Genomic DNA, 12,172 nt, shown 5'->3' on the forward strand with positions numbered 1-12,172 from the left:
GACATATAGTCAATATTATTGATCAACGTTCACACATCGGTGGTAACGCTTATGATGCCCGCGATGAGCAAACGGGTATCATGGTGCACGTTTATGGTCCTCATATTTTTCATACTGATAATGAAACTGAATGGAGTTATATGAGTAACATACGTAAATAAATCTTACGTGAATAAGCTTAAAACAACACCACTCGGAAATATATTTTCATTGCTTATTAATTCTCATACAATTAATCAGATTTAGAGTACGGTGCCGGCGAGGGCTGTGCCCCAGCCGGAAAATCACATGCCTGATTATTACAAACATATTTTTTTAGTGCCTTTAAAAGAAGTGAATTATGATTTATTGAATAAAATAAAAGAGTTGTCGCGCTATAAAACACAGCAATTTGGTTTTTTAGTCAGTATACAGGACGTGGATAGTTATAAGCAATGCCTGGCATTCTTTCACTCAAATCACAATATTTATGTTATTAATCCTGAGCAAAGCTATAACAGAACTCATCACTGGGGCTATATTATCCAATATGCCAAAGGAAATATAAAATTCGATACTTTTTCATACTATTTTTTTGGTGATGAAATTAATCTTGATAAATTTCCAAATATAACATGTCGGAATGATATATATATTAACGATTATTACATCGATAACTGGGGAAACGTTAAAGAGAATGCTTCCGCGAAGCAGTTGGCTAGTAAATCATTTACATATGTGCTAAAGAAAAACTTTCTTTTTGGTAAGCCCATGCTGGCTCCATTGCAAAAAATTATCTTTAGCCGGACAATGGCAGGTTCTATCTTTTTTGATAGCCAGCATTCTTATGTCAGTGATCAGTTGATGATCTATCATTTAATTAACGATGGGGCAAAAGCAAAGTTTATTAAGCAGCCTTTTTATAAGCTTAATAAAAAGGCTAGAGCATTTTCAAATTGTATAAGCCTTATAGATATGCTTAAGCAGCAAATTTACCTCTATATTAAATTACGCTGCTTCGCTGGGGTCCCCATGATTATGCTACGCACAATAGCAAAGCATATTTTTTACAGAACTAATTAAGAACTATCAGCTATGAAAAAAATTATTATTGATATTGACATGACCTTAACTAAGGGAAAAGGACCTGGAGGTTATGAAGATGCGTTGGTAAATAAAGACCTTGTTGTTAAATTAAAAGAATATAAAGAACAAGGTTTCATGATTGTATTGAATACTAGCCGTAATATGAATTCCTATAATAATAATATCGGGTTGATTAATAAAAACACCCTGCCAATACTTATTAAGTGGCTTGAAGTGAATAGCATTCCTTACGACGAAATTTATGTGGGTAAACCTTGGTGTGGTCATGAAGGCTTCTATGTGGATGATAAAGCAATCCGTCCCAGTGAATTTATTAATTATTCCTATGATGAGATTGTTGAGATTTTAAGGAAAGAAAAATGATTATAATTTTGTCTGCACAGTATGTCGACCAAGATTTACGTGCTGAATTTGGTGAAATTCCGCCTACTTTTCTGCCTGTTGGGAATAAGCGGTTATACAGTTATCAAATTAAAAATATCCGTAATGAAAATCCTGATGAAAAAATCTGCATGACGCTACCCAAAAACTTCCCAATTGGCTCTTGGGATAAACAGGCGCTGACGGAAGCTAATATCAATATTATTCAGATTGATGAAAATTTTTCTCTTGGTCAGTCCATTGCGTTTTGCCTGGCATCAGCCTGTACGGCGGAAGACGATGATGGCGTTATTATTTATTACGGAGATACATTATTAAGAAACCCAGTAAATTTGCAGAATATGGGTAAAAATGTGATCTATACTGCTCGCTCAGATTTTAACTATGTCTGGATGAAGATAAACGATGGTTTCGAAAGCAGCGATGCCGTTTTCTGTGGTGTGCTCAGCATCGGCAACCCGCAGTTATTGATTCGTAGCCTCATCAGTACCAATTTTGACTTTACGAAAAGCCTTTTTAAGTACAATGAAACAAACCAGTTTGTACAAGAGCACAGGAGCGATTGGCTGGATTTTGGTCACTTGAACACCTTCTATGACTCTAAAACAATAGTGACCACTGAGCGGGCATTTAACGAACTTATAATTAACAAATATTTTGTAAAGAAACGCTCACAGAAAAAAAAGAAATTACATGCGGAAGCGAACTGGTTCAGTAACGTGCCGGAAGAGATGGCATATTATGCAGCAATGTTGATTAGTCATGGTGAAGAAGATAACGGCTATTGTTACAAGCTGGAGTATCTTTATAGCCCAACACTGACTGAGTTATTTGTTTATGGCAATCATCCGCAGGCTATCTGGGGACAAATAATTAATTCGTGCTTCCATTTTATTGAGCGCAGCTATGAAATTCGTAACCCAGGACCTTCAGTAGATTTTTATAAATCTCTTATCAGTAAAAATGAAACTCGCCTGGATGAGTTTATTGCGGCTAATCCCCGTTTTGGCAACGTTGTTAAGGATGCCGAAGGGAACCATTTTATGCTGAAAGAGATTTTGGCAGAAATTCATAAAGCCATCAATCCTGAATCCCGTTCATCCTTTGTCCATGGGGATTTCTGCTTCAGTAATATTCTTTATGACTTCAAGAAAAATGATATCAAAGTCATTGACCCGCGCGGTATCGACTTTGACGGCAATTTAAGCATTTATGGCGATATTCGCTACGATCTGGCTAAAATTCTGCATTCCGCGATTGGTAAATATGACTATATTGTTTCTGATCGCTTCCATATACAGGACGACGGTGAAACGTTGATTCTGGAGCTTCCGGAAAGTAGCATAGATTTAACTAAGCTAATTAAGAAACAATTTGAAACGTCCAGTTTTTCTTATACGGAAATTTTGGCTTTAACCGCAACGCTATTTTTATCTATGCTGCCTTTGCATTATGACCACCCAAATAGACAACAGGCATTTGTTGCAACAGCGATTAATTTATACAAGGAATTAACTAAGTGATTATTATCCCAATGGCTGGGCTCAGCAGCCGTTTTTTTAAAGCAGGGTACACTAAACCCAAATATGAATTAAAAGCACACGATAAAACCTTATTTGAGTGGGCAGTCAAAACTTTTGAACAGTACTATCAGTCAGAAAAATTTATTTTTATCTGCCGTGATGTGTACGATACACCACTGTTTGTTAAAGCTGAACTGCAACATATGGGAATTAAAGACTACGAAGTCGTTGTTCTGACTGCTGAAACCCGCGGTCAGGCAGAAACGGTTTTCCTGGCCTTGGATAAGGTGCCTAATAATGAACCTATCGTTATCTTTAATATAGATACCCATAAGAAACATTTTGAGTTTGCAACTGAAGAGAATGATGCTTACCTGGAAGTGTTTAAAGGGGAAGGAGAGCACTGGTCTTTTGCGCTGCCTAAAAGTAATACCACTTTGGTAGAGCGTACAACTGAAAAAGAGCGAATATCTGATCTATGCTCAAATGGTATGTACGGGTTTAAAGATAAAGAAATATTTATTAACGCTTACATTGAGCTGATTCGGAGTGATCCACGTGAACTTTATATTGCACCTATGTTTAATTTTATGATCGCTAAAGGAATGCGTGTACGGTATAAGTTAGTTAAGCACGATGATCATATCTTTATGGGGACACCAACCGAATATATTGATTTTTTAGGTGCAACGAATGTTTAAATTGGCTCTATTAGATATTTATGGGGGACTGAAAAAAATTCAGTTCTGGAATTATATGGCCTGGCAAGAGATTATTATTCGTTATCGTCGCAGTGTGCTTGGACCATTTTGGATAACAGCTAGTACGGCCATCTATGTAGTATCTATTTCAATAGTATTTTCGACATTGTTCAGCCAGGATATAAAACATTACCTTCTATATCTGTCACTAGGTTTTTTAATATGGAACTATATAAATCAGACCGTAATTGAATCAGCGGATTCTTTCATCGCTTGTGCAAGCTTTATAAAGCAAATAAGAATAGAAAGAAGTGTTTTTATCTACCAATCGATTATAAGAAATGTATATTTTTTCTTACATAACGCGTTGATTCTTGTTGTTTGTCTGATTTTTTCTGATAGCACTTGTACTTTTTATGCTATTAGTAAGGCTTTATTTGGTTTCAGTATTTTAACTATAAATCTGTTCTTCTTATCACTGACATTGGCATGTCTCTGTACTCGCTTCATGGATTTACGCCAGATAGTCATGTCTGTATTACAAATAGGTTTTCTGGTTACGCCAATTATGTGGATTCCAACGGAATCGATGCATTCAAAAGCATTTTTACTTGAGTGGAATCCGCTTTTCCATTTCATTGATTTCATCCGTTCTCCTCTGCTGCCCGTAGATTTTCCAACTGCTTTTATGCATCCTAGTATTGTCTATATAACAGTTTTTTCAATTATCAATATATGTGCTGGATTTTTAATCTTCGCTAAATCTAGAAAAAATATTTCGTACTGGGTGTAATAATGACTGCTTATCTGAATCTCAAAAATGTTTCAGTGAGTTATCCCATCTTTGATGTAAAATCACGCTCACTGAAAGCTAACTTTGTTCGTTTGACAACGGGTGGGAAAATTTCTTCAAATGCTAAGTCTATCAGCGTTAATGCACTGAAGGACATAAATATCGAGTTGAAGCACGGAGATCGTCTGGCTTTAATTGGGCATAATGGAGCTGGAAAGTCTACTTTGTTAAAGACTATGGCAGGGATTTATGAGCCCACATCAGGAAAAGCTAGCAGCCAAGGCAGTATTGCTAGTTTGCTTGATATGAATTTAGGAATGAATCCCGAGTCTTCAGGGAGAGAGAATATCTACTCCCGAGGAATGTTATTAGGGCTTCCCAAAAAATATATTAATACTATTAGCGAAGAAATAATAGATTTTACAGAGTTAGCAGATTTTATAGATCTTCCAGTCAGAACTTACTCATCAGGTATGACCGTGCGGCTAGCTTTCGCAATTTCAACAGCAGTCAAACCAGATATCCTTCTATTAGATGAGGTAATTGGTGCTGGGGACGCTAATTTTATGGATAAAGCCAGAAAAAGAATACAAGAGTTAATTGAGTCAGTTGGCATATTGGTATTGTCATCTCATTCAGAAAATGATGTGAGATCTTTTTGTAACAAGGGTGTTGTTTTGAATGCAGGTGAGATTGCCTTTGTGGGGGCAGTGGATGATGCTTACACCTTTTATGTGAACTCAAGAAAATTTGGATGATAGAGGTTAGCGTGGATTTCGCTATCGCTGATAAGACTGTAGCGAAAGTTGCAGTCTTGCTTTCGGTTTATCAGAATGATAAAGAGTTGCCATTGTACCTGTCTATTAAAAGTATTCTTAATCAGTCTTATCGTGAGTTAGCGATGTTGATACTTATAGATGGATTTGTTAGCACCAACATCTCAAATTTGATAAATTTACTAGGGAAATCAGATCGTAGAATTATTATCTTAAAAAGAGAAAAAAATGAAGGGCTGGCTTCGGCAATGAACACTCTAATAGATTTTGCATTAGTAACATACCCTAATCTTGAATACATTGCCAGGATGGACTCTGACGATGTATCGAAGCTGAATAGAATTGAATTGCAAAAATATTTTTTGGATTCTAATAAAAATATTGATGTTTTAGGTGGCGGGTGTAGAGAATTTGGTATTTATAATAAAATAATATATAAATATGAATGTGATCATGATATTAAAAAAAATATAATCAGGATGACTCCATTTATTCACCCAACTGTTATGTTTAATATTTCAATTTTTAAAAAAGGATTAAGGTATCCTGTAAATACAGTTCTATCAGAGGATTTATCTTTTTGGCTTTTATTATGCCTACAAGGATATCGATTCCATAATCTTAAAATGGTGCTGCTTGATTATAGAATCACAGAGTCAACATTAAAGCGCCGAGTAGGATTGACAAAAGCATGCTCTGAGTTTTATGAAAGAGTCCGTTTTATTTTAATCAGACGTGAACGATTCCTCAAGAATGTACTCTATATCTTAGGGCATTTCATCATAAGACTTATGCCCGTACTTATAGTAAAAAAATTATACTCTATACTCCGGTAATATATTTTTTACGCTTATTGACCAGATGGATCTCAACGTAAAATTCGCTTTAAAAACTTCCGTATACTGACTGGTAAATGACGTATAACTATATGTATTAAATATGAATTAAGAATTGCATTTAAGTGCTTATATATTTTTTTATTCAACCCCATGGCTTTATAATTACTTAGAATGTGCTCGCTTAATTTGTATTTTTCTTTCAAAAACATCAATGAGTCATAAGTCGAATAGCACTGATTATTGACATAATTCATTGCTGAATTGAATTTAGATGCGCGAAGTGAAATATCTTTTGGATGGGCGATAATAAAAAAATCAGGAAAGATATATTCAAAATCTTTGATGATTTTATGCGATATATCATTGTGGTATTTAATTGGAAAGGGCGTATTAACACCAAAAATATAATTCATTGTAAGCCACTGTTCTACTGCATACCTGGAACGAAAAATATTTTCGTTACGATTGCTGTGAGAAGCATATATGTGAGTTTCATACCATACAGAATAATCGAAAGGATATTCTGGCGCTGAATAGTACCGAATTAGGTCTTCTTTAAACCCGAACTGAAGCATATCACTTATATGATAAGGCATCCGCTCACTAAATCTTGGGTTTATTGAGAAAATGCTGGATGTAATTATTCGACCTTTTGTTTTTTTATTATCGTTAGGAATATCTTTTATTAAATTCCATAGTGATATGATATGATTCTGCATCAAAATCTGATCGGTTCTTATTTTTAATACAAGATCATGGCTTGCTTCAAGTATTCCGTGGAGAGATGTCTTTATTTGCTTGTTTATGTTATTGCAAACAATAGGTTGACCTCTATCAGACACTGATTCAAATTTTAGGCTTGGTAATTCCCCAGAATTTTCAACAGTAACAATTTTATCAAAAACGCCTAATCGGTTAGCATGTGTTAATAGTAAATGGTCATTTGAGCTAAGAATAATCTCTGATTCGGGGAAATGAGTTCGAAGTAACTTGATAGAGTAATAAATATCAAATTCTCTATATGCTGGCCCAGCGATAACTATACTGATTTTATTCATGCTATACTCCATGGGTAATTTGTAAAACAATATAAGTGAACATTGTGGAATAATCAAGTTATAGTCTGAATCGCTGAGGTTAAAATAAAAATATCTTTGCGTGCGGCATTTTTATAATACTTGGAATAGGGTGGGATTAGTTAATGGATCCGATAAAGAAAAAAACAGCAGTTATATTATATGGTTACATGAGGACATTTAAGGATACTGCGCCACATTTAATTAAGAATATACTTATGGTTAATAATGCTGATTTGTTTATTTTTTGCTATGAAAATGAAGGCACATCGAATATCATTAATATGGAAAATGTAAACAATGAAAAAAATAAAAATGCTGTAAAATGGGATTCAGAAGGTGGTTTAATAACAGAAACTTTGTTAAGAAGTATTTACGAGGATTTCCTTGTTGAGTTTAGCATCAATAAGTATAACCGTAATTTCTTTATGGAAGAGTCAAAAAATATATTTAGCCCGGTTCTACCTATTGAAAGATTTTATTCACTTTACTGGAACATGAGTAATTCAGTAAAAATGCTTAATCGCTATTGTGAAAAAAACAATATCGAATACGAATCAGTTTTAATTACTCGTCCCGATCTAATTTTTTACGATATAGTCGATCTCTCTGTATGTGATAGAAAAAAAATATCAGTTCCGACTCATGGCGGAAACTTTTTGTTTGGGGAAAAGCCTAAACCATACTTTGCTTGCTATTATAAGAATGTTGAGCGAGGTGAGTTGATACCATGGAATACAGTGGTCTTTTCTGATCAATTTATATACTCAAGCTTTGATAATATTATTAAATTATTAACTCTGTATGAGAATTTATCATTCTATAATAAAATTGGTGTGCCAGTATGTCACCCGGAAACAGTACTATATTATCATCTATCTCTTTCTAATAAAATTCCCGTAAATACAATAGATATTGTATATGAAATTTTACGTTCTACTACTGTAAAAGTAAGTAATGAATTACTCTTGGCATTCCCACCTCAGAAGGGCAGCCTTGATATACATAGCAATACTAAGCAAGTAAATCTGCCTGTTAGGTCTCTTTTTATCCGTTATTTGAAGCGCGTTGCTAAAACTATTTTAAATCAAAACTAAAGGGAGTAAAAGGTTCCACATGTATGCTTTGATTACACCAACATTTGACGGACATCTTTTTTTTATTGAAAAGTATTTGAGAAGTCTCGATGTATATCTTTTAGATAAAGAGATAAATATATATTTCACGACAGAAGAAAAAAACGTAGATCAGTTATATGATATAACATCAAAGTATAGTAATCTCAATATTACAATATTTTCATTTGATACATTACTAAAAAAGAATGGAATTGATTTAACATCGATCGAGTTATTAAATGATTATGGTAAATTTTCTTATCAGACTTTGAAAAAACTTCTTACTGTTGCACATATACCAGAACAGTATTCTATAGTTATAGACTCAGAAAGTATGATGATTAGGCCGGGAAGAGTTTCTGACATTATTGAGACTTTTATTGCAAATCCTTTTCTGGCATATTCACGTTTATCTGAGCGTAAAGTTACATCTCCTTTTCTGACTGGAGTTGTAGAAAATACAGCACGATTGCTTGATACTGAACCTAATGAGTATTTTTTAGAACACTTTGTATGGGTTTATGACAAAAGTATCCTGAATGATATGTTTCATTCATTTGACGGGATCTTTTCATTGGTAAAAAAAGCGAAATTGAATTGTGGAGAAAATCTATTTGAAATACAGACATATCTTGCTTTTATTTTCTTGAATAATGAAAAGTATGGTTATGATATTATCAATGTTTTGGATGCTGTGAAAAACATAGACGAAGGGTATCTTGATAAATACTATAAAACATTTAAAGGGAATTTTGGTGTTTTGGAAATGGCTGGCGCAATTGTAACTCGTGATAATTATCAGAGAATTGCAGAATTATTCGATAAGCTTCATATTACGATGATGCGCTCTGAATATCATGGACGCATGAAGTATCACAATAAATTAATTGAATTGATTCAGCCAGTTTTTCTTTGTTCCTCGCAAGAACACTCTTTCGGAATAAATGCAACGATTAAAAATCGCTTACTGGATGCGACTGATACCAGATGGGAGGTACATATTATAAATCATCATCTCGATGTTTTGAAAATTAAACATATAGTGTCTTTAGCTTATCGCCTATGCCGAGTGATTGTTAAGATACCTGTTAATTTCATCCTAAATAAATTCAGATAATAATGTATTTAATAATTATACTGGGTTTCTTTTTGTTGATAATTTTACCGCCTTCAATGAATACAGTTTGTGCACCAGTCTTCTGCATCTGAGGGGCCGGGAATTGCTCCAGCGCCAGCCATTATCGCTGAGTATAAAAACTATTATTTGTAACTTCGGTATCAAGGAGAAATACTGAAATTGCGAATGCTAATATCTTATATGCTATGCATAAATCATCTGGGCCAAAATCCTATTAGAATAGGATTTTAATGCTGTCGCTATTACTTTTATGGGGAATTATTTTATTAATTATGAATAACAAGTTTCTGTTCGCTCACTATTTGAGGGGAGGAGCCGCATTGTGTGTGCTATTTTCACATTACACAGCATCATTCTTTATTTCTAATGACTTTATTTCATCTGTACTAAATATACCTAAGGCGAAAAATTTAAGCTTTCCAAGAATTATACTTGATTTTATTCCTGTCGAGTTTCCTGGCTTCCTTTCAATTTTTGGTGTCGCTACATTCTTTTTAATTAGTGGTTTTTTAATTCCAATTTCAATTGAAAAGTATACTGTAACGACTTTCCTTAAAAAAAGATTCTTTAGGCTATACCCAACATATTTTATTGTTTGTATCATTAATTTGTTTTTTGTATTCTTGGGGTTCTGCATTTTTCATTATTCAGGGAAAGACTATCACTACGGTTTAGACAAAATATTAAGTATTTTTAGTATGGGCCTTTCTCAGTATGTTAAAGATACTATATCAATGGATCCAGTAGCCTGGACTCTTGCGATTGAAGTATTATTTTATTTATCTACGTTATTTTTTTTCAGGATATCCTTCCTCTTTAGAAGGAAAGAAAAGATATCATTGAGTGATGTGCTTTTGTTATCACTTATTTTAAGCGTATCAGTAGTCTGGTTATCTCATCATATTGATAAAGTTTCAGTTTTCTTGAAGGTTATAAATGTCGGATTTTTAATAAAAGCTATTTATTTAACCACTTTTATGTTGGTTGGGACGACATTTTCTCTTTATGCGAGAGGGCGGATCGATATTAAAAGGTTAGTGTTTGCAGTTATACTTCAGTTTTATATGTTTGTATATATAACGATGCATCTTGCAGGACCTGCATTTTATATATCAACAGTAACTACATTTAGTTGGTTTGGTTTAGCGATTGTGGTATTTGCATTTTTATATGCTATCAATGATAAAATATCATATAATAAAAGTCTGAAACTCTTAGGTGATATCAGTTATCCGCTTTATCTGTGTCACTCGTATGCTGGGTATTTTATAATTGGAATGATGATAAATTTAAATATTCTCCCTAGATCTCTGGTTGTTTTTATGCCATTGCCCTTTGTGCTGATTTTGGCGTATTTTATTCATGCGAAAGTGGAAAATAAATTTGTTTCATAATAAATTGTAAATATCCCGTATAATTGAGTCATTCACATTTAGCGATCATCAGCATCATGACCTGACTAATCAGCTTGAGTAGGTTATCCCTCCCTCCTGCATTTTTATATAGAGCGTTCAATTTAAGTTATTTTCAGCTCAGCACCTTTGCGGATCTGGAGAGAAGAAATAATTCTATCAACGGAAGAAGATGAATAATTATTACGCCAAATATAATCCTACAGAAGATACTCCTGAATATCACCTTAGAAAGTTGAACTTCCGTAAATTACTATGTGGAAAAACCCATGATAAGCCACCATAAAGAGCTAAATTCTAACCCCATCATTACTGTGATTTGCCGGAGCGTAGCAAAAGGTAATGGCGGTATTTTTTGTTTTAATTCCCATAATCCACGTAGTAGTGGCGGACATAGTTGCTTCGCGACATGTTTTTAAACGCCTGTTGGAAGGCGCTAAGCTGCTGAAATGTAGTGAGTCTGGCGACGCAATCATCAAAAACATGTAATTCAGAACCTGGGTTAAACAAGAACGGGAGCCGGTGGGCTCCCGTTTTTTATGGTCTTCTTACCTGGCTGAGAACTCACTATGCCCATTGTGGCTTCAAAAGATGTTCCTGGTCTGTTTTAGCCAGCACGCGTTCAGTCGCGGAGTTGAACAGGCGCAGGTTGAGCTCCCTCATCACTTTTACGCCAGCCGTTGCATCGACCGCGATATCATCACTTCTGTCTGGTAACCTCAGTTCATCGCTGACGCGGGCGATGAATTCCCCTGTCTCCACAATTCGGTTTTTCTCAGTGCTAATTTCAGTACAGATTTCTGGTGCTATCCGCTCAATGACTTTATGCCATGGTTCCCATAGTGTAAACCATTCCCGAAACTGTTTGTCTTCAGCCATTCGGACCAGATAGTTTCACTTATCCAACGAGGACAACAGCACCGTGTCGGAAATAGCGCTACCCGCCTGTGGATGAGCGATATCATAGCTATACATCATCGTGACCCCGTCCCATGTAATGGTATAATGGTTAGGTTCAATGATGAGTACTAACGCTTCTCGGCTGTCTGTATCCAGGATACAAACCTGATTTAATCCCTCTGTGTGGCTCTGAATGTTGTCCATCAGCGCCGGAAAAGCCAATTCTCTCAGGCGGTTAAACGTACTGCTGATATTTTCTGGTACTATTGCTTGAGGGGGACAAAGTTCCATCAGGCAATTCCACGCTTCCGTCTGGTTTTCCTCAGAAAAAAACGTGCTAACTTTCCTCCGGCGACGGCGTTTCTGTGCTGGAGGGGAGGGGGAGCCCAGTTCTGATAGTAGAACGTAAGTTGTTTATGTTAAACATAA

General features: G+C 35.0%; 14 protein-coding genes and 2 pseudogenes. 12 read left to right on the plus strand and 4 right to left on the minus strand.

All coding sequences use genetic code 11. The annotated features are described in order from the left end of the window. The 8 genes and pseudogenes from F4V72_RS03875 to F4V72_RS03910 form a co-directional block, all read left to right on the plus strand. Positions 1-240: pseudogene (locus F4V72_RS03875) on the plus strand (NAD(P)-binding protein); the annotation flags it as partial. 27 nt (positions 241-267) lie between these two features. Beyond that, complete coding sequence (locus tag F4V72_RS03880) at positions 268-1,062, plus strand: hypothetical protein (RefSeq protein ID WP_129382405.1); 795 nt, start codon at positions 268-270, stop codon at positions 1,060-1,062. Between the two features lie 12 nt (positions 1,063-1,074). Continuing rightward, complete coding sequence (locus tag F4V72_RS03885; RefSeq protein WP_023247931.1) at positions 1,075-1,449, plus strand: capsule biosynthesis phosphatase; 375 nt, start codon at positions 1,075-1,077, stop codon at positions 1,447-1,449. Continuing rightward, complete coding sequence (locus F4V72_RS03890; protein ID WP_023247932.1) at positions 1,446-2,990, plus strand: phosphotransferase; 1,545 nt, start codon at positions 1,446-1,448, stop codon at positions 2,988-2,990. Before F4V72_RS03885 ends, F4V72_RS03890 begins: the two co-directional genes overlap by 4 nt. Beyond that, a complete protein-coding gene (locus F4V72_RS03895; protein WP_023247933.1) occupies positions 2,987-3,691 on the plus strand; it encodes a glycosyltransferase family 2 protein in 705 nt (234 codons plus the stop codon). Before F4V72_RS03890 ends, F4V72_RS03895 begins: the two co-directional genes overlap by 4 nt. After that, on the plus strand, positions 3,684-4,484 hold the full coding sequence (locus tag F4V72_RS03900) for an ABC transporter permease (RefSeq protein WP_079796784.1): 801 nt from the start codon (positions 3,684-3,686) through the stop codon (positions 4,482-4,484). Before F4V72_RS03895 ends, F4V72_RS03900 begins: the two co-directional genes overlap by 8 nt. A gap of 2 nt (positions 4,485-4,486) precedes the next feature. After that, positions 4,487-5,242 carry an ABC transporter ATP-binding protein gene (locus F4V72_RS03905; protein ID WP_023247935.1) on the plus strand — a complete coding sequence of 252 codons (756 nt, stop codon included), beginning with the start codon at positions 4,487-4,489 and terminating at the stop codon, positions 5,240-5,242. Further along, complete coding sequence (locus tag F4V72_RS03910; RefSeq protein WP_023247936.1) at positions 5,239-6,096, plus strand: glycosyltransferase; 858 nt, start codon at positions 5,239-5,241, stop codon at positions 6,094-6,096. The genes F4V72_RS03905 and F4V72_RS03910 overlap by 4 nt, the downstream gene beginning before the upstream one ends. Positions 6,097-6,128: 32 nt before the next feature. On the opposite strand, the gene F4V72_RS03915 is transcribed toward F4V72_RS03910, so the two are convergent. After that, the gene (locus F4V72_RS03915; protein WP_023247937.1) at positions 6,129-7,157 is read right to left on the minus strand and encodes a WavE lipopolysaccharide synthesis family protein; all 1,029 of its coding nucleotides are present in this window, start codon (positions 7,155-7,157) and stop codon (positions 6,129-6,131) included. Positions 7,158-7,300: 143 nt separating this feature from the next. Between F4V72_RS03915 and F4V72_RS03920 the strand changes: the two genes are divergently transcribed. From F4V72_RS03920 to F4V72_RS03930, 3 genes are all read left to right on the plus strand, one after another. Continuing rightward, complete coding sequence (locus F4V72_RS03920; RefSeq protein WP_136058233.1) at positions 7,301-8,272, plus strand: hypothetical protein; 972 nt, start codon at positions 7,301-7,303, stop codon at positions 8,270-8,272. 19 nt (positions 8,273-8,291) lie between these two features. Further along, positions 8,292-9,410, plus strand: coding sequence for a hypothetical protein (locus F4V72_RS03925; protein WP_053509480.1), 1,119 nt, complete (start codon positions 8,292-8,294; stop codon positions 9,408-9,410). Positions 9,411-9,703: 293 nt separating this feature from the next. Further along, complete coding sequence (locus tag F4V72_RS03930; RefSeq protein WP_170876552.1) at positions 9,704-10,825, plus strand: acyltransferase family protein; 1,122 nt, start codon at positions 9,704-9,706, stop codon at positions 10,823-10,825. Positions 10,826-11,096: 271 nt separating this feature from the next. Here F4V72_RS03930 and F4V72_RS24310 read toward each other — a convergent pair whose 3' ends face one another. Then, positions 11,097-11,195 carry a hypothetical protein gene (locus F4V72_RS24310; protein WP_219914862.1) on the minus strand — a complete coding sequence of 33 codons (99 nt, stop codon included), beginning with the start codon at positions 11,193-11,195 and terminating at the stop codon, positions 11,097-11,099. 62 nt (positions 11,196-11,257) lie between these two features. On the opposite strand from F4V72_RS24310, the pseudogene F4V72_RS03940 reads away from it, so the two are divergent. After that, positions 11,258-11,332: pseudogene (locus F4V72_RS03940) on the plus strand (isocitrate dehydrogenase); the annotation flags it as partial. Positions 11,333-11,410: 78 nt separating this feature from the next. On the opposite strand, the gene F4V72_RS03945 reads toward F4V72_RS03940, so the two are convergent. Together F4V72_RS03945 and F4V72_RS03950 are read right to left on the minus strand one after the other, a co-directional pair. Continuing rightward, positions 11,411-11,722 carry an E3 ubiquitin--protein ligase gene (locus F4V72_RS03945; RefSeq protein ID WP_023247942.1) on the minus strand — a complete coding sequence of 104 codons (312 nt, stop codon included), beginning with the start codon at positions 11,720-11,722 and terminating at the stop codon, positions 11,411-11,413. Positions 11,723-11,737: 15 nt separating this feature from the next. Next, the gene (locus tag F4V72_RS03950) at positions 11,738-12,034 is read right to left on the minus strand and encodes a hypothetical protein (RefSeq protein WP_023247943.1); all 297 of its coding nucleotides are present in this window, start codon (positions 12,032-12,034) and stop codon (positions 11,738-11,740) included. Positions 12,035-12,172 lie beyond the last annotated feature (138 nt).

The organism is Salmonella enterica subsp. diarizonae (genome assembly GCF_008692785.1).
Lineage (GTDB): Bacteria > Pseudomonadota > Gammaproteobacteria > Enterobacterales > Enterobacteriaceae > Salmonella > Salmonella diarizonae.

What these genes read in the sequence shown, in the direction of transcription:
- F4V72_RS03885 (WP_023247931.1), top strand. Translation starts at nt 1,075, where the DNA reads ATGAAAAAAATTATTATTGATATTGACATGACCTTAACTAAGGGAAAA.
- F4V72_RS03890 (WP_023247932.1), top strand. Translation starts at nt 1,446, where the DNA reads ATGATTATAATTTTGTCTGCACAGTATGTCGACCAAGATTTACGTGCT.
- F4V72_RS03900 (WP_079796784.1), top strand. Translation starts at nt 3,684, where the DNA reads ATGTTTAAATTGGCTCTATTAGATATTTATGGGGGACTGAAAAAAATT.
- F4V72_RS03905 (WP_023247935.1), top strand. Translation starts at nt 4,487, where the DNA reads ATGACTGCTTATCTGAATCTCAAAAATGTTTCAGTGAGTTATCCCATC.
- F4V72_RS03910 (WP_023247936.1), top strand. Translation starts at nt 5,239, where the DNA reads ATGATAGAGGTTAGCGTGGATTTCGCTATCGCTGATAAGACTGTAGCG.
- F4V72_RS03915 (WP_023247937.1), bottom strand. Translation starts at nt 7,157, where the DNA reads ATGAATAAAATCAGTATAGTTATCGCTGGGCCAGCATATAGAGAATTT.
- F4V72_RS03920 (WP_136058233.1), top strand. Translation starts at nt 7,301, where the DNA reads ATGGATCCGATAAAGAAAAAAACAGCAGTTATATTATATGGTTACATG.
- F4V72_RS03925 (WP_053509480.1), top strand. Translation starts at nt 8,292, where the DNA reads ATGTATGCTTTGATTACACCAACATTTGACGGACATCTTTTTTTTATT.
- F4V72_RS03930 (WP_170876552.1), top strand. Translation starts at nt 9,704, where the DNA reads ATGAATAACAAGTTTCTGTTCGCTCACTATTTGAGGGGAGGAGCCGCA.
- F4V72_RS03945 (WP_023247942.1), bottom strand. Translation starts at nt 11,722, where the DNA reads ATGGCTGAAGACAAACAGTTTCGGGAATGGTTTACACTATGGGAACCA.
- F4V72_RS03950 (WP_023247943.1), bottom strand. Translation starts at nt 12,034, where the DNA reads ATGGAACTTTGTCCCCCTCAAGCAATAGTACCAGAAAATATCAGCAGT.